Source organism: Bradyrhizobium liaoningense, assembly GCF_018130955.1.
Lineage (GTDB): Bacteria > Pseudomonadota > Alphaproteobacteria > Rhizobiales > Xanthobacteraceae > Bradyrhizobium > Bradyrhizobium liaoningense_C.
Genome location: NZ_JAFCJM010000027.1, coordinates 79,893 through 95,578 on the forward strand (window position 1 = coordinate 79,893; position 15,686 = coordinate 95,578).

General features: G+C 64.0%; 16 protein-coding genes. 13 read left to right on the forward strand and 3 right to left on the reverse strand.

The features are described from left to right. Positions 1 to 223 precede the first annotated feature (223 nt). From JQ632_RS22215 to JQ632_RS22230, 4 genes are all read left to right on the forward strand, one after another. Positions 224 to 1,246, forward strand: a complete 1,023-nt coding sequence (locus JQ632_RS22215; RefSeq protein ID WP_212404707.1) for an LLM class flavin-dependent oxidoreductase — start codon at positions 224 to 226, stop codon at positions 1,244 to 1,246. Positions 1,247 to 1,370: 124 nt separating this feature from the next. Then, entirely contained in the window at positions 1,371 to 1,805 is a 435-nt protein-coding gene (locus JQ632_RS22220) for a DUF2846 domain-containing protein (RefSeq protein WP_312015651.1), read from the forward strand. A 22-nt stretch (positions 1,806 to 1,827) separates the two neighbouring features. Next, positions 1,828 to 2,904 carry a M48 family metallopeptidase gene (locus tag JQ632_RS22225; RefSeq protein ID WP_212404709.1) on the forward strand — a complete coding sequence of 359 codons (1,077 nt, stop codon included), beginning with the start codon at positions 1,828 to 1,830 and terminating at the stop codon, positions 2,902 to 2,904. A 138-nt stretch (positions 2,905 to 3,042) separates the two neighbouring features. After that, positions 3,043 to 3,537: a VOC family protein gene (locus JQ632_RS22230; RefSeq protein ID WP_212404710.1), complete on the forward strand. Its 495-nt coding sequence runs from the start codon at positions 3,043 to 3,045 to the stop codon at positions 3,535 to 3,537. Between the two features lie 102 nt (positions 3,538 to 3,639). Here the strand turns inward: JQ632_RS22230 and JQ632_RS22235 are convergent, their stop codons facing one another. After that, entirely contained in the window at positions 3,640 to 4,869 is a 1,230-nt protein-coding gene (locus JQ632_RS22235; protein ID WP_212404711.1) for an MFS transporter, read from the reverse strand. Positions 4,870 to 5,078: 209 nt separating this feature from the next. Next, complete coding sequence (locus JQ632_RS22240) at positions 5,079 to 6,329, reverse strand: MFS transporter (protein ID WP_212404712.1); 1,251 nt, start codon at positions 6,327 to 6,329, stop codon at positions 5,079 to 5,081. A 205-nt stretch (positions 6,330 to 6,534) separates the two neighbouring features. On the opposite strand from JQ632_RS22240, the gene JQ632_RS22245 reads away from it, so the two are divergent. Continuing rightward, positions 6,535 to 8,610, forward strand: coding sequence for a prolyl oligopeptidase family protein (locus JQ632_RS22245; protein WP_212404713.1), 2,076 nt, complete (start codon positions 6,535 to 6,537; stop codon positions 8,608 to 8,610). Between the two features lie 72 nt (positions 8,611 to 8,682). On the opposite strand, the gene JQ632_RS22250 is transcribed toward JQ632_RS22245, so the two are convergent. Then, a complete protein-coding gene (locus JQ632_RS22250; protein ID WP_212404714.1) occupies positions 8,683 to 9,357 on the reverse strand; it encodes a DUF938 domain-containing protein in 675 nt (224 codons plus the stop codon). Between the two features lie 235 nt (positions 9,358 to 9,592). Here JQ632_RS22250 and soxX point away from each other — a divergent pair, with 235 nt between their 5' ends. The 8 genes from soxX (at position 9,593) to JQ632_RS22290 (ending at position 15,514) form a co-directional block, all read left to right on the forward strand. After that, entirely contained in the window at positions 9,593 to 9,946 is a 354-nt protein-coding gene (gene soxX, locus JQ632_RS22255) for a sulfur oxidation c-type cytochrome SoxX (RefSeq protein ID WP_409363506.1), read from the forward strand. Positions 9,947 to 9,968: 22 nt separating this feature from the next. Next, on the forward strand, positions 9,969 to 10,448 hold the full coding sequence (gene soxY / locus JQ632_RS22260; protein WP_212404716.1) for a thiosulfate oxidation carrier protein SoxY: 480 nt from the start codon (positions 9,969 to 9,971) through the stop codon (positions 10,446 to 10,448). A 95-nt stretch (positions 10,449 to 10,543) separates the two neighbouring features. Further along, a complete protein-coding gene (gene soxZ, locus JQ632_RS22265; protein WP_212404717.1) occupies positions 10,544 to 10,855 on the forward strand; it encodes a thiosulfate oxidation carrier complex protein SoxZ in 312 nt (103 codons plus the stop codon). After that, complete coding sequence (soxA, locus tag JQ632_RS22270) at positions 10,855 to 11,718, forward strand: sulfur oxidation c-type cytochrome SoxA (protein ID WP_212404718.1); 864 nt, start codon at positions 10,855 to 10,857, stop codon at positions 11,716 to 11,718. Before soxZ ends, soxA begins: the two co-directional genes overlap by 1 nt. 5 nt (positions 11,719 to 11,723) lie before the next feature. After that, a complete protein-coding gene (locus JQ632_RS22275; protein WP_212404724.1) occupies positions 11,724 to 12,035 on the forward strand; it encodes a hypothetical protein in 312 nt (103 codons plus the stop codon). A 54-nt stretch (positions 12,036 to 12,089) separates the two neighbouring features. Next, complete coding sequence (soxB, locus tag JQ632_RS22280) at positions 12,090 to 13,841, forward strand: thiosulfohydrolase SoxB (RefSeq protein ID WP_212404719.1); 1,752 nt, start codon at positions 12,090 to 12,092, stop codon at positions 13,839 to 13,841. After that, on the forward strand, positions 13,838 to 14,296 hold the full coding sequence (locus JQ632_RS22285) for a hypothetical protein (RefSeq protein WP_212404720.1): 459 nt from the start codon (positions 13,838 to 13,840) through the stop codon (positions 14,294 to 14,296). The genes soxB and JQ632_RS22285 overlap by 4 nt, the downstream gene beginning before the upstream one ends. Before the next feature lie 177 nt (positions 14,297 to 14,473). Beyond that, positions 14,474 to 15,514, forward strand: coding sequence for an MBL fold metallo-hydrolase (locus tag JQ632_RS22290; RefSeq protein WP_212404721.1), 1,041 nt, complete (start codon positions 14,474 to 14,476; stop codon positions 15,512 to 15,514). Positions 15,515 to 15,686: the final 172 nt, after the last annotated feature.

The following is a 15,686-nucleotide window of genomic DNA, read 5'->3' on the forward strand; positions in this document are numbered from 1 at the left end:
CTTTCGCAACCCGCTCGACCAAAAGTGTCGAAAACAACCCCATGCAAAGTAGCCGGCGGTCGCAGGCGCGGTGCCTTGTGGATTTGACGAAGTTATTGATGCGGCGGGTAAATCAGAAACACCGGCGCAATCCCTGCGATTTCGACGATCCCGCAGCCCGCAAGTCTTCCGCCTCGCCCAAATGTCAGAAGACTAACCCCTCCCGATCATCCATAGATGCCCCATGAAAAAGCTCGGATTCCTCTCGTTCGGGCACTGGACGCCCTCGCCGCAATCGCAGACCCGCTCGGCCGCGGACACGCTGCTGCAATCGATCGAGCTTGCCGTTGCGGCGGAAGAGCTCGGCGCTGACGGCGCCTATTTCCGCGTCCATCATTTTGCGCGCCAGCTCGCCTCGCCCTTTCCGTTGCTCGCCGCCGTCGGCGCAAAAACCAGCCGCATCGAGATCGGCACCGCCGTGATCGACATGCGCTACGAGAACCCGCTCTACATGGCGGAGGACGCGGGCAGCGCCGATCTGATCGCCGGCGGACGGCTGCAGCTCGGCATCAGCCGCGGCTCGCCCGAGCAGGTGATCGACGGCTGGCGCTATTTTGGCTACCGCCCTGCCGAGGGCCAGACCGACGCCGACATGGGCCGGCGTCACGCCGAAGTCTTCCTGGACATTTTGCGCGGCGAGGGTTTTGCAGAACCCAATCCGACGCCGATGTTTCCGAACCCGCCGGGGCGGCTGCGGCTCGAGCCGCATTCCGAAGGCCTGCGCGAACGAATCTGGTGGGGCACCGGCTCGAATGCGACCGCGGTCTGGGCAGCCAAGCTCGGCATGAACCTGCAGAGCTCGACGCTCAAGAACGATGAGACGGGCGAAGCGTTTCATGTGCAGCAGGCAGCCCAGATCCGTAGCTATCGCGCCGCGTGGAAGGAAGCCGGCCACACCCGCACGCCGCGCGTCTCCGTCAGCCGCAGCATCTTTGCGCTGATCGACGATCGCGACCGCGCCTATTTTGGCCGCGGCGGTGAAGAGGAAGACCAGATCGGCTTCATCGACCCGCGCACCCGCGCGATTTTTGGCCGCTCCTATGCGGCGGAGCCTGATGTGCTGATCGAGCAACTACGGCAAGACGAGGCCATCGCGGAGGCCGACACGCTTTTGCTGACCGTGCCCAACCAGTTGGGTGTCGCCTACTGCGCGCATGCGATCGAAGCGATCTTGACCCACGTCGCGCCGGCACTTGGGTGGCGCTAACACCAACCTGCCCTCCACGACCTGAGGTCGATGTTGACTTCAGCCACTACCCTGACAATGATGCCGCGGGGACAATTGGAATGATCTTGGGGCGAGAATGCGAAGGTGTCTGGGGATTTTTGCCGTGGCTACGTTGCTCGCGGGGTGTGCATCGGGGCCGATGGGCGGCCAAGCTCTCACTGATAACGTCAAGTCTGGTGCTGCAAGGCTGGTGGTTTACCGCAGCTCGGCCTTGGGATTTGCGATCCAGCCCAGCTATGCCGTCGATGGACGCGTGATTGGCGGCAGTCAAGCGGCGGGGTTCATCGCGTGCGAGCTGCCTCCGGGCCGCCACGACGTCGCCGTCAACAATTTGCCGCTGAGCAGCAATCTGTTCGGGCAAGGGAGCGAGAAGGTGAGCGTCGATCTGCGCGCCGGCAGCACCACCTACCTCTCCGCCCAGCCGCAGATGGGAATCGTGACTCCTGGCGCAATCACACTCATCCAGGTCACGGAAAGCCAGGGCCGCGCGGACGTCGCCGGTTTGCATCAGAGCAACGGCTCCTGCGGCAAGGCATGATCGCTCCGCTGTCAAAGCGCAGATGAATCGCCTTGTCCTGAAAATCATCCTGCGTCTTGGTCGCTACGCGGTTCTTCCGGTCGTGGCGATAGCCTGCGCGATCCTGGCCATTTGGTTGATGGCCATGGATCGCTACACGATCACAGCGCTGGTCACGGCCCCCCTTGTGTTCTCCGTATTCACGGCCGCGATGGCGATCGCATTCGGCCTGCTGCTCCTGCCTTCGCGAAAGCATCGGAGCTTCGAGGCAAACGAGGAGACCGCTCCCGGCCTCTGGGCGATGTGGAAGGAGCTTGATCCCACCTTTGTCCGGTCGAGCCGCACCCTGCTGATCAACACCGATTTCAATGCTTCGATCGGGGAGGTGAACCGATACGCCGGGCTGTTCAGGCGGCACGTCACGATGACCGTTGGCCTGCCATTGTTGATCATTCTGGATGAGCGCGCGGTTCGCGCTGTCATCGCCCATGAGGTGGCACATGCCCGGCTTCGGCATACCTCGGGAGGGAGCAACCTGGCGGATTTCATCGCGGCTTCGGAGAATGTCCTGTTCTACGCCGATCCGGACCGAACCATCACGGGGCGCATTGCCAGGGCCTTCCTCCATTCCCTGCTCGAATGGCTCGAGAAGGAATATCGCGCGTTGTCACGCGAGAACGAGCTTGGCGCCGATCTCGGCGCAGCCGAGCAGGTTGGACGCACTGAGGCTGCGCGCGCCCTGGTGCTGACGGAGGCCTGCGGAACGCGTCTCACCGATCTCGTGTTCGCCCCGTTGGAGAAGGAAATGCTGGGCGCGATCAATGCGCCGCGTCCGCCTTTTGCGCGGATACTCGACCAGCTTGGAGATATCCGGGCGCCTGGGCCGATGGCCGCTGCCGCCGTTGCCGGCCTCAGTCGCGAGCACGACCCCGATTCGACGCATCCCCCTTTTGGCGAACGGCTCGGCAACCTCGGCTACACCGAGATTCCTGACATCGACGAGGTCCGGACCTCCGCCGTCGACCAGCTTCTTTCACCAGACGCAGCCAGGGATCTTACCGCACGTTTCGACGAGGAATGGCGAAAGAAGGCGCAAGCATGGGTCAGCGTCGGCGTGTAAGCTCTGAGGAGGCCCGGCGAGCGTAGGAGCTGCCGGAGCTGGCGTAACCGGATCGCATCGGAAACGCTGGGTTTCGGGATCTGCCAGTAGCGCTGACCGGGGTACTCGCTACATGGAGTGAAGAAACGGAGCAGCAGCATGTCGCAAAATCCAGCCGTCATCGCCGGAACACGGATCGGCCACGTTCATTTGAAGGTCGCCGATCTCGATCGCGCGCTCGGCTTCTATTGCGGTGTGCTCGGTTTTGAGCTGATGCAGCGCATGGGCTCGGGCGCGGCCTTCATCTCGGCCGGCGGTTATCATCACCACATCGGGCTCAACACCTGGGAGAGCAAGGGCGGCTCGCCGCCTCCGCCGGGCACGACGGGGCTCTACCACACCGCGATCCTCTATCCGACGCGGCCGGCGCTGGCGGACGCCCTGCATCGCGTGCTCACGGCCGGCATCGTGCTGGACGGCGCGAGCGATCATGGCGTGTCCGAGGCGCTGTATTTGCGCGATCCCGACCAGAACGGAGTCGAGCTCTATTGGGACAAGCCCAGGGAGCAATGGCCATTCACGCCGGACGGCAAGCTTGCGATGTTCACCAAGCGGCTGGATCTCCAGGATTTGCTGAAGCAAAGGGAGGCCTGAGCGCCGGAGCCGTAGAGTGGGCAAAGCGAAGCGTGCCCACCATGTCCAGCAATACCATTGAGAGTTAAGCGGTGGCCACGGCGCTTCGCGCCTTTGCCCACCCTACGAAGTCTTCGCCCGGCGCCCGCGCACCATGATCATCGCCGCGGCAATCACCTGCAGCGCGATGCAGACATAGAACGGCAGCGCATAGCCGCCGGAGAGATCGCGGAGCAGGCCGACCACGCCGGGGCCGAAGGCGTAGGTCACCTGGTTGATCGCCACATTCAGGCTGATCAGCACGCCGAAGGAGCGCGGGTCGAACTCCTGCTGCACGATCAGCGACGGCATGGTGATGAGATTGCCGACGGAGAAGCCGAACAACGCGCAGGCCGCGATCAGCACATGGTCTCCGTGCAGGTTGATGATGACTGATAGCGCGAAGGCCTGGCTCAGGAACGACAGCGCCGCGGCGAGGCGCTGATTGAGCCGGTCGATCACCATCGAGAACAGCACGCGGCCGACCACCGCCATGGCCGTCAGCACCGCAACCGCCACGGCCGCGCGCTCGCGCCCGATCACGGGATCGAGGAACGAGATCAGATGCACGATGAAGCCGACCTGCGCGAACAGCACCAGCGCGAAGGCGATCGTCACGGTGAGGAAGCCAGTATCGCGCATCGCCTCCTTTCGGATCTGCGCCGAGGATTGTGGCTTCGCCGCGGCTGCGTGCCAGCCATGGCTTTCCGGCGGACGGCCGACGAAGATCAGGATCACCGGCACCATCAGCACCAGCATGGCGCCGGACGTCGCGAACATCGCACTGGAAAAACCGACATTGTCGATCGCCGCGATCAGGAGCGGCACGCCGACGATGCCGCCAAAGCTCGCGCCGTTGAGCGCAAGGCTGATCGCCATGCCGCGCTTGTGGTCGAACCACAGGCTCAGCGTGTTGGTGATCATGGCAAGGCTGGTGCCGGCCCAGCCGAAGGCGAGCACGGCATCCGCGAGATAAAGCTGCCAGGGTTCGCGCACCGCGCCGATGGCGAGGGCCGCAGCCGCCATCGCCAGCGTGCCCGCGATCAGGCAGATGCGCGGACCGAGCGTCCGGACGGCCTCGCCGACGAAGACGACGATCAGCGCGCCGAACAGATAGAAGAAGGTCGTACCCGAGGAGATCAGCGACGTGGGCCAGCCGTGCAGGCGCTGAAGCTCGGCGACATAGACACTCTGACCGTAGAAGCCGAGGCCCCAGCCGAAGGTCGCGAGCAGGAAGCACACCGCGACGATGCGCCAGCCTTCGTAACGCAGGGAGGATTCGTCGACTGTGAGAGGGCGGGGATTGTCGAGCATGCTGCTTTCTCCGTCATGCCCGGGCATAGCCGTCTGAAGGACGGCGTCGCTTCCGCTCGCCTATGCCCGGGCAGCCACGTTCTTCGATCCGCACCAAAGACGTGGATGGCCGGGACAAGCCCGGCCATGACGCATCATGTATGAACTCTCATCCGATAATCACTTCGACGGCGATCGAAGTATCAACGCTGCTGACAGCCTCCTGCCAGTTAGAGCGGATCGGGGAACTCGCCCATCGCCGCCTCCAGCCGCGCCTTGCGGCGGCGCGCATAGGAGGCGAGCGAGAGCACGGCAAGCCCGAGCAGCACCGGCGGGAACACCACCATGTTCACCGCGGACCAGCCATAGCTCGCGAGCAACTGGCCGGAGGAGAACGAGCCGATCGCCATCATCCCGAAGACCAGGAAGTCGTTGAACGCCTGCACCTTGTTGCGCTCGTTCGGGCGATGGGTTTCAAGCACCAGGGCGGAGGCACCGATGAAGGCAAGGTTCCAGCCGACCCCGAGCACGATCAGCGTGGCCCAGAAATGCATCGCCGTGATGCCGGAGAGGCCTATTCCGGCGGCGCCGGCTTCCAGCAAGAGGCCGGTCGCGACGATCTTCGGCGCGCCGAAGCGCGCGATCAGCGCGCCCGTGAAGAAGCTCGGCCCGTACATCGCGACGATGTGCCACTGAATGCCGAAATTGGAATCGCTGACGCTGAGGCCGCACAGCTTCATGGCGAGCGGCGCCGAGGTCATCACCAGATTCATCATGGGATAGGCGATGACGCCGCAGAGCGCGGCCGCGATGAAGCGCGGCTGCCGCACGATGCGCAGCAAGGGACGCCCGCCGTGCAGATCGGCCGGCGCGGGCTTTGGCATGTCGACGCCGGCCACAATCCCCATCGCAACGAGCGCGACTGCGGCCTGCACCACGAAACTGAAGGCGAACAGGAAGGGCGACCAGACGTCCATGGTCCACTGCACGAGTTGCGGACCGAGCACGCCGGCGAACACGCCGCCCGCCATCACCCAGGACACCGCCTTGGGCCGGTAGGCCGCGCTGGCGCCGTCGGCGGCGGCGAAGCGATAGGATTGCGCCACCGAGCCGTAGAGGCCGCCGAGGAAGGTCGCGAGACAAAACAGTGCGAACGAGGCGTGTAAAATGGCCCAGCAGCCGAGCAGCCCGGTGAGCGTGCCGCAACCGGTGCCGATGACGAACGCGACGCGCCGGCCGAAGCGCCGCGAGATCGCACCGGTCGGCAGCGTGCCGGCGGCAAGCCCCAGCACGTACATCGACAGCGGCACGGTCGCGAGCGACATGTCGGGCGCGAGCGTGGCGCCGACGATCGCGCCGGTGGCGAAGATGACAGCCGAATTCGCGCCGGTGAGCGCCTGCGCCGCGGCAAGGCGCACCACATTGGCACGCGCGCGTGCGTCGTCGGCAATCTCGTCGGCGGCTGTTGTCACATCGAGCATCGGCAATTTCCGCCCGGGCGGATAGGTGGGGCTTGTTGATTCCCGTCACTATGAATTGACGCGCAAGGGTGAGCAACCGGCGGAAACGGGCGCAGGCCATGTCCCCAATGCACAGGGTCCGTAGTATAACGGCCCGCGTTCACCGAGGCCTTGCGATCGATCAACCCGGACCGCGCCGCCCGGGGATCGCCATGGAGATTTGATTATGTCCGTTGACGACCGGCCTACGCTTTCGGCCCCCGACGATGATCCCTATCTCTGGCTGGAGGAGGTCGAAGGCAGCCGCGCGCTCGATTTCGTCGAGCGGCAGAATCGCGCGACGCTGGAAAAATTTGGCGGCGCCGCGTTTGGGCGCGACCGCGATGCGCTGGCAGCGATCTACGACCGCCCGGACAACATTCCCTATGTCAGCCGCAGCGACGGCTTGCTCTACAATCTCTGGAAGGATGCAAGCCACCCACGCGGTCTGTGGCGGCGGACGACGATCGCGGAATTCCGCAAGGCAAGTCCGTCATGGGAAACGCTGCTCGACATCGACAAGCTCGCAGCGGACGAAGGCGCGGACTGGCTCTTGAACTGGTCGAGCTCGCTGCCGGGCGATGCGCCTCAGACCATCCTGAGCCTGTCGCGCGGCGGCAGCGATGCCGTCACCATGCGCGAGTTCGACCTGTCAACGAAGAGCTTCGTCGCCGGTGGTTTCACGTTGCCGGAAGCCAAGGGCGGCGCCGCCTGGGTCGACGCCGATGCGTTGCTGCTGGCCAGCGCCCATGGCGGCAAGGATATGGTGACGGCTTCGGGCTATGCGCGGACCGTACGATTGTGGCGGCGCGGGGAACCCGTCGAGCAGGCGCGTGTGGTGTTTGAAACGACATCCGATCGGATGAGCGCCTATTGCGACGTCGATCGGACCAGCGATAAGCCGCGGACCTGGTTCGTCGACCGGCTCGATTTCTTCAATTTCGACCTCTGGCTCGGAACCGAAAACGGCGCAACCGCCAAACTCGATCTTCCCTCGGATATCTGGTTTGAAGCGCACCGCGACTGGTTTGCGATAAAGCTCCGCTCGGCCTGGACCGTCGCGGGGACAACCTACGGCCCCGATTCGGTGCTCGGCATCTCGCTATCCGCCTTTCTCGCCGGCGACCGCAATTTTTCGGTCGTGTTCACGCCCGGACCGCGCCGCGCGATGCAGGGATGGTTTTGGGCCGACGGCAAGCTCGTTCTCTCGATCCTCGACGAATTGCGACCGGTGTTCGAGATCTACACTCCTTCCGCGGGACGCTGGACTCGCGAGCAGCTCAACGGCCTTCCCAAGATCGGCGTTGTCGACGTCTGGCGCTTCGACGGCCACGAATCCGAGAGCAATGGCGACCTGCTCGCCAATGTGCAGGATCCGCTGACACCGCCGTCGCTGCTGCTGATCGAGCGCGATGTTGAAAGCCCGACCGTGCTGAAGCAGGCGCCGAAGACCTTCAATGCCGATGGGCTCGCGGTCACCCAGCACGAGGCTGTTTCGATCGACGGCGAGCGCATCCCCTATGTGCAGACCGGTCCCGCAGGCGAGACCGGCGATGCGCCGGTCTATATGAGCGCCTATGGCGGCTTCGGGCACTCCGTCAAACCCTATTACAATTCGGCGCTCGGCAAGCTGTGGCTGGAGCGCGGCGGCACCATCGTGCAGGCGAATCTGCGCGGCGGCGGCGAGTTCGGCACGCGCTGGCACGATGCCGGCCGCTACGCCGGCAAGAAATTGTCGCATGACGATTTTGCGGCTGTCGCCGCTGATCTCGTGCGCCGCGGCGTCACGCGCGCGAAGCGTATCGCGGCGGAAGGCGGATCGAACGGCGGCATCCTCATCACCAACATGCTGACGCGCTACCCTGAGCGCTTTGGCGCGCTGTTCTGCACGATCCCGCTGGTGGACATGCGCCGCTACACAAAGCTGCTCGCGGGCGCGAGCTGGATCGCGGAATATGGCGATCCCGACAAGCCTGATGAGTGGGAATGGCTCCAGACCTATTCGGCCTATCACAACGCAAAGCCCGGCCAGCCCTATCCGCCGATCCTGATCGCCACGACACGGCGCGACGACCGCGTCCATCCCGGCCACGCCCGCAAGATGGCCGCAAAGCTGCAGGCGATGGGCTATGAGGCCTATTTCTACGAGCCCGCCGCGGGCGGCCATGGCTACGGCAAGGACAACAAGGAACGCGCCGGCTTCCAGGTGCTGGGTTTTGGGTTTTTGAAGAGCAGGATCGGCTGGGTGGACGACGAGGCTTAGGCGAATTCGCGTGCCTGGCTTCACCTCTCCCCAACGGGGAGAGGTGACCCTGCGTCTCCGGCTCGCATCGAATTATGTTCGCGAAAACACCAGCGTCAAATTGTTCGCCGGCATCTCGTTCTCCTCGACCAGCGCCAGGCCGGCGTTTTGCGCGAGCTTCTCGACGTCGTCGATGTCGCGCACGCCCCATTCGGGATTGCCGTCACGCAAGGAGGTGTCGAACACGGCGTTGCTGAGCGCGGTGTGCTTGCCGGCACGCTTGAAGGGGCCGTAGAGGAACAGCTTGCCGCCGGGGCGCAAATAGCGGCCGACGCCTGCGAACAGGCCCTCGGCCACGTGCCACGGCGCGATGTGGATGACATTGGCGCAGAACACAGCCACGACGTCCTTCGGGCCCTGCCCCGCCTTCAGCTCGGGACACCAGTCGGGATCGGACAGATCGATCCGCAGGGGGCTGCGGATGTTGCGCAGGCCGGAATGGACGCGCCAGGCCTCGATACTTCTGAGATGCCGTTGATTGAGATCGCTCGGCCACCAGACCAGGTCGGGTGTATGGCGGGCGAAGTGCATTACGTGCTGGCCGGTGCCGCTGCCCACCTCGATCGCGTCGCCGGCCTGCCCGGCGAGATGTTTGGCGAGCACGGTCCAGATCGGCTCATGGTTGCGCTGGAACGCAGGTGCATCAAGGCGGCCGTCAGGCTCGACCCGCCCGCCGTCCCTGCCGAATTCGACCACATATTCAGCCAATTGAAGTCTCCGAAAAATGAACGATCTGGAAACGCGATGAAGCGGCCCAACGCCTCAAAATATTTGTCTCGTTCCGGCCGGATCGCCGGAACAATCGTCGCCACGGATGCAATGCGACGGCATATTAGCCGCAATTCGGCCGGCGCATAGTCTCGATTGTCAGACGATGGCCTTTGTGCTTTGACCACTTATATTTCTGCTTTGGACGATCGACTTAATGCTTCGGAACGACGCCTTGACCGCCTTTCCTCGCAAGCCCGCGCTCGCCGCCGCGCTGGCCCTGTTGGCCGGCCTGCTCGGCAGCCCGGCCCACGCGCAGTCCGCTGCCGATGGCCAAAAGCTCGCCTTCGATCGCGGCAAGGGCAATTGCCTGACCTGCCATGTCATCAAGGGCGGTGACCTGCCCGGCTCGATCGGCCCGGAGTTGAAGGACATCAAGGCAAAATACCCTGACCGTAACGAGCTCGTCGCGATCGTGAGCGACGAGCCCAAGCGCAATCCGCAATCCGTGATGCCGCCGTTCGGGCGCAACCGGATTTTGACCGAGCAGGAAATCAACGCCATCGTCGATTTCCTCCAGACCCTGTAACGGCCGGCCCAGGAGACTTGAGATGAACGCACCCCCCGGCCCTCTTGCGACGCGGCGCCTGATCCTGGCCTCCGTCGCGCTGATCGGCCTCGGCAATCTGCCGTTCGGCAGCCGGCCCGCGCATGCGGCCAACGACAAATATCCGGAAGACGCCTTCAAGCAGAAGAGCCAGGCCGACGCCATCAAATCGCTCTACGGCAGGAGCGCCGAGCCGTCGGACAAGATCAAGCTCGACGCGCCCGAGATCGCCGAGAACGGCGCCGTGGTGCCGATCTCGGTGACGACGACGCTGGACAAGGTGACGTCGATCTCGTTCCTGGTCGCCGAGAACCCCAACGCGCTGGCCGCAAGCTACAGGATCCCGGAGGGCACGATCCCGACGGTTGCCAACCGCCTGAAGATGGCGAAGACCACCAACGTGCTTGTTATCGTCGAAGCCGACGGCAAGCTCTTCAGCGCGACCAAGGAAGTCAAGGTCACCGTCGGCGGCTGCGGGGGCTAAAGCGCGATGATCGCGCTTTAGCTTATTGTTTTTGAGCATGATCTTTCGGAAAACCGCTGCACACTTTTCCGGATCATGTTCTAGAGGAGATCAACATGGCATCGACCATTCGCGTGCGCGCCACCAATAACGGCGACATCACCGAGGTGCAGGCGCTGATCCAGCACCCGATGGATTCCGGCTTCGTCAAGGATGCCAAGGGCGAGATCATCCCGGCGCATTTCATCCAGGAGCTGAAGTTCGAATATGACGGCAAGGCGGTCTTCGTCGCAGATTGGGGGCCCGCGGTCTCCAAGGACCCCTATGTAAAATTCAGCTTCAAGGGCGCCAAGAAGGGCGACGAGATCAAGATCAGTTGGGTCGACAACAAGGGTGCGTCGGATACGACCACCGCGAAGATTTCGTGATGACGCAGCGCTTCACAATTCTCCTTGGTTCTGTCGTCGCCGCGTTTGCGGCGCTTGTGGCCTTCTCGCCGCGCGTGGTTGCCGCCGACAAGGTCGATCCGGCCGCGGATGCCAAGGCGTTCCAAAACTTCTTCTTCCAGAAATTTCCGAGGCTGAAGCCGGAGGAATTCGTCAACGGTCCCTATTCCATGAACGAGGACCTGAAGCGGCAGTGGCAGGAGAAGGAAGAATTTCCGCCATACGAGTTCGCGCTCGATGCCGGCAAGGAGATGTTTGCGACGCCGTTCAAGAACGGCAAGACCTATGCCGACTGTTTTCCGAATGGCGGCATCGGCATCCGTCAGAACTATCCTTACTTCGACACGAAGGAGGGCAAGGTCATCACGCTGGAGCTCGCGCTCAACCGCTGCCGCGAGGCCAATGGCGAAGCGCCCTATTCCTACGTCAAGGACGAGATGGCCTCGCTCACCGCCTACATGGCCTTCACCTCGCGCGGCAAGCCGTTCGACATCAAGATCCCGGACGACCCGCGTGCGCTCGAGGCCTTCGAGAACGGCAAGCGCTATTTCTATACAAGGCGCGGGCAGATGAACTTCTCCTGCGCGAGCTGCCATGTGCAGAGCCCGGGCGAGCGCATCCGCGCCGAGATTTTGGCGCCGGCGCTCGGCATCCTCAACGCGATGCCGATCTACCGCTCCGAATGGAGCGGCATGGGCACGACCAGCCGCCGCTTCGTCACCTGCAACAGCCAGACCCGCGCGGTTCCGCTGGAACCGCAATCGGACGAGTACCGCGACGTCGAATACTACCTCTCCTATGTTAGCAACGGCCTGCCGATTTCCGGGCCGGGAGCGCGGCCATGAGCAAGATGACGGGCAATCTGTTCCCTTTCGCACTCATCCTGCTGTCTCTCGCTGCAGCGCCGTCGGCGTTCGCTGCGACTGAGGCCGACTACAAGGCGGCCTATGCAGCGGCGGAAGCCTCAGCTAAGGAGGCCGCCGCCCTGCGTCACCAGTGGACGACCACGGTTTCGACACTCGCCGCTGCGAAGAAGGCCGCCGACAGCGGCGATTTCGACCGCGCGCTCGCCGCCGCCAGGGAAGCCGAGGCGCTGGCGAAAGCCTCGATCTACCAGGCAGCAAGCGAAAAAGAAGCCTGGAAGGCGATGGAAATCCGCTAAACTGTCCCCCTTGAGGACTGTCCGGATTTGTCGAGGAGACGCGGAGAATTGAGTATGGCGATTCGCCGCCGCGATTTCCTGAAAGCTGCAGGCGCCGCCGCCGTCTCCGTCGGGTTGCCGCGGCTTGCGCGCGGCGCCGACAGCGCTGGCATCTACGACCTCGAGCGCTTCGGCAATGCGCGCATCCTGCACATGACGGACACGCATGCGCAGCTCAACCCTGTCTACTATCGCGAGCCGAGCGTCAATCTCGGCATCGGCGAGATGGCGGGACAGCCGCCGCACCTGGTCGGGCGCGCGTTCCTCGATCATTTCGGCATCCGGCCCGACAGCGCCGACGCCTACGCCTTCACCTGCTTCGAATTCGAGAAATCGGCTCCGCGCTTCGGCAAGCTCGGCGGCTTTGCCCATCTGAAGACGCTGATCGACCGCCTGCGCAGCGACGTCGGCGGCGCCCATTCGCTGCTGCTCGACGGCGGCGACCTCTGGCAGGGCACCGGACTTGCCAACACCATGCAGGGCCGCGACATGGTCGAGGTCGCCAATCTGCTCGGCATCGAGGCGATGACCGGCCATTGGGAATTCACCTATGGCGAGCAGGTGCTGCGCGACAATCTCGAACGCTTCAAGGGCGAGTTTCTGGCCCAGAACGTGTTCCTCACCGAGGAGGCCGCCTTCAACGACGCCGTCGCCTTCGACAAGGCAACGGGGCGCGTGTTCAAGCCGTCCACCATCAAGGAGCTCGGCGGCCACCGCGTCGCCGTCATCGGCCAGGCCTTTCCTTACGTGCCCATCGCGCACCCCAAGCGCTTCACGCCGGACTGGACTTTTGGCCTTCGCGAGGACGAACTGCAGAAGCATGTCGAGGTGCTGCGCAGGAGCGAGAAAGTCGATGCGGTCATCCTGCTCTCGCACAATGGCATGGATGTCGACCTCAAGCTCGCAAGCCGCGTCACCGGCATCGACGTCATCCTCGGCGGCCATACCCATGACGCCGTACCGCAGCCGGTCGCGGTGAAGAATGCCGGCGGCACGACGCTCGTCACCAATGCCGGCTCGAACGGAAAATTTTTAGCCGTGCTCGACCTCGCGCTCGACAAGGGCAAGGTCAGCGACGTCAGATATCATCTGCTGCCGGTCTATTCCGAGCTGCTGAAGCCCGATCCCGCGATGGCCGAGCTGATCGGCAAGGTGCGGGCGGCACACGTCAGCGACTGGTCCGCCAAGATCGCGACGCCCGACCGGCTGCTCTACCGCCGCGGCAATTTCCAGGGCCCGATGGATCAGTTGATCTGCACCGCGCTGCGCCGCGAGCTCGACGCCGAGATCGCGCTGTCGCCGGGCTTTCGCTGGGGCGTCACCGCTCTGTCCGGCCAGCCCATGACGATGGAGGATCTGCTCGCGGAAACCGCGATCTCCTATCCCGAGACTTATGTGCAGGAGATGACGGGCGCCCAGATCAAGGACGTGCTGGAAGACGTCTGCGACAATCTGTTCAACGCCGATCCCTATTATCAGCAGGGCGGCGACATGGTGCGCGCCGGCGGCCTCAGCTACGCCTGCACGCCGGCCAACGCGATCGGAAACCGCATCTCCGAATTGAGGCTCGATAACGGCCAGGCGCTGGAAGCGCATGGGCACTACAAGGTTGCCGGCTGGGCCTCCGTCAACGCGCAGCAGGGCGCGCCGGTCTGGGATGTCGTGGCAAAATATCTCCGCTCGGGCCGGATGACACCGGAGCGCCTCGGACCCGGTGTCACGCTGAAAGGCGTGGACGGCAATCCCGGCATGGTGGGACAGGGATGATGCGGTCTCTGATATCAGGCGCGATGATGGCGGCGCTGCTCGCCTGGGCGGTGACGCTGCCGGCCGCGGCCCAGCAGGCGCCGTTGCAGGACAAGCCGTTCGCCGAGCACAGAATCGTGCTGCAACTCTCGGACGGCGACGCGAAAAAGCAGGCGCTGGTGCTCAGCGTCGCCAACAACCTCATCAAGCATTACGACCCCGACAAGGTCGCAGTCGAGGTCGTGGCCTTCGGTCCCGGCATCGACCTGCTGCGCGCTGGCAGCGACCACCGCAAGCAGGTCGAGAGCCTGATCGCGCAGGGCGTGCGCTTCGACATCTGCCTCAACACCGTCGACACGCTGGAGCGGGAGACCGGCAAGCGGCCGGATTTCATCCCATCCGCAACCCCGGTCCAGGTCGGGGTCGCGCAGATCCTGTTTTTGACCGAGAGCGGCTACACGCTGGTCAGGCCGTAACGGCTTCGCACACCCGTCGTCCTGGCCTTCGCCGGGACGACATTGAAATTGTGGCAACGACCAGCGCCATGCCGCAGAGCAAAAATATTTCTTATAGTGTTCAGAATGCAGTGAATTGCTTCTCTTTTGGGCCCGTAGCGTAGTAGAATTTGCAATCGCCACTCGCCGGGGCCCGCCATGATCTTCCGCCAGCTCTTCGACAGCGTTTCGGGCACCTACAGCTATGTCCTGGCCAGCCGCCCCGGCGGTGAGGCGCTGATCCTCGATCCCGTGCTGGAGAAGGTCGATCGCTATTGCCAGTTGCTGCGCGAGCTCGACCTCAAGCTGGTCAAGGCCGTGGACACCCATTTGCATGCCGACCACGTCACCGGCCTCGGCGAATTGCGCGACCGTACCCATTGCATGACCATCATGGGCGACCAGAGCAAGGCCGACGTGGTCGCGATGCGGGTCTCCGACGGCGACAAGGTGACGATCGAGGGCCTGTCGCTCGACGTGATGTACACGCCCGGCCACACCGACGATTCCTACTCCTACCTGATGGGCGACCGCGTCTTCACCGGCGATACGCTCTTGATTCGCGGCACCGGCCGCACCGACTTCCAGAACGGCTCGTCGCGCGCGCAGTACGATTCGATCTTCAATCGCCTGTTGAAGCTGCCGGACGAGACGCTGGTGTTCCCCGCCCACGACTACAAGGGCGACACCGTCTCCACCATCGGCGAGGAGAAGCGCTACAATCCGCGCCTCCAGGTGCGCTCGGTCGACGAATATATCGAGCTGATGGCGAACCTGAAGCTGCCCAATCCCAAGATGATGGACGTGGCGGTGCCGGCCAACATGCATGTCGGCCTGCATCAGGAAGAGCTGGAGAAGGAAGGCCGCGCGCTCAGCGCCGTCGAGGCGATTCGCTCGCTCGGCCGCCCGGACATCCTGCTGGTGGACTTGCGCGAAGCCAATGAGCGCGCCAAGCACGGCATGCTCGAGGGCGCGCTGCATACGCCCTACCCCTCAGTCGAGGACAGCCTGAAGCCCGGCGGCATGCTGCGCGAGGTGGCCGCCGCCACCGGCCGCCGCGTCGTGTTCTTCTGCGCCTTCGGCGAGCGCTCGGCGATGGCCGTGGCCGCCGCCAAGCAGGCCGGGCTTGCCAACACCGCGCATATCGCAGGCGGCATCGACGCCTGGAAGAAGGCGGGCGGGCCGGTGATGCGGGGGTAGCTGGTTCACGTATTCCTAAACGACAGCTCCCGAGCGGATTTTGTTGCAAAAGTCGGCTGTAACCGACGGATGTCTTTCGGCCATTTGGTAAGGCTGACCGGCTTTGATCCGCCGACCCTGACGCTCTCAACGCAACTCCTACGCTACGCAATGCACAGGGCATGAGCGGGTG

Bases quoted from the DNA above. Each gene is read 5' to 3' on its own strand.
- JQ632_RS22215 (WP_212404707.1), top strand. From the start codon at position 224: ATGAAAAAGCTCGGATTCCTCTCGTTCGGGCACTGGACGCCCTCGCCG.
- JQ632_RS22225 (WP_212404709.1), top strand. From the start codon at position 1,828: ATGAATCGCCTTGTCCTGAAAATCATCCTGCGTCTTGGTCGCTACGCG.
- JQ632_RS22230 (WP_212404710.1), top strand. From the start codon at position 3,043: ATGTCGCAAAATCCAGCCGTCATCGCCGGAACACGGATCGGCCACGTT.
- JQ632_RS22235 (WP_212404711.1), bottom strand. From the start codon at position 4,869: ATGCTCGACAATCCCCGCCCTCTCACAGTCGACGAATCCTCCCTGCGT.
- JQ632_RS22240 (WP_212404712.1), bottom strand. From the start codon at position 6,329: ATGCTCGATGTGACAACAGCCGCCGACGAGATTGCCGACGACGCACGC.
- JQ632_RS22245 (WP_212404713.1), top strand. From the start codon at position 6,535: ATGTCCGTTGACGACCGGCCTACGCTTTCGGCCCCCGACGATGATCCC.
- soxY (WP_212404716.1), top strand. From the start codon at position 9,969: ATGAACGCACCCCCCGGCCCTCTTGCGACGCGGCGCCTGATCCTGGCC.
- soxZ (WP_212404717.1), top strand. From the start codon at position 10,544: ATGGCATCGACCATTCGCGTGCGCGCCACCAATAACGGCGACATCACC.
- soxA (WP_212404718.1), top strand. From the start codon at position 10,855: ATGACGCAGCGCTTCACAATTCTCCTTGGTTCTGTCGTCGCCGCGTTT.
- JQ632_RS22275 (WP_212404724.1), top strand. From the start codon at position 11,724: ATGACGGGCAATCTGTTCCCTTTCGCACTCATCCTGCTGTCTCTCGCT.
- soxB (WP_212404719.1), top strand. From the start codon at position 12,090: ATGGCGATTCGCCGCCGCGATTTCCTGAAAGCTGCAGGCGCCGCCGCC.
- JQ632_RS22285 (WP_212404720.1), top strand. From the start codon at position 13,838: ATGATGCGGTCTCTGATATCAGGCGCGATGATGGCGGCGCTGCTCGCC.
- JQ632_RS22290 (WP_212404721.1), top strand. From the start codon at position 14,474: ATGATCTTCCGCCAGCTCTTCGACAGCGTTTCGGGCACCTACAGCTAT.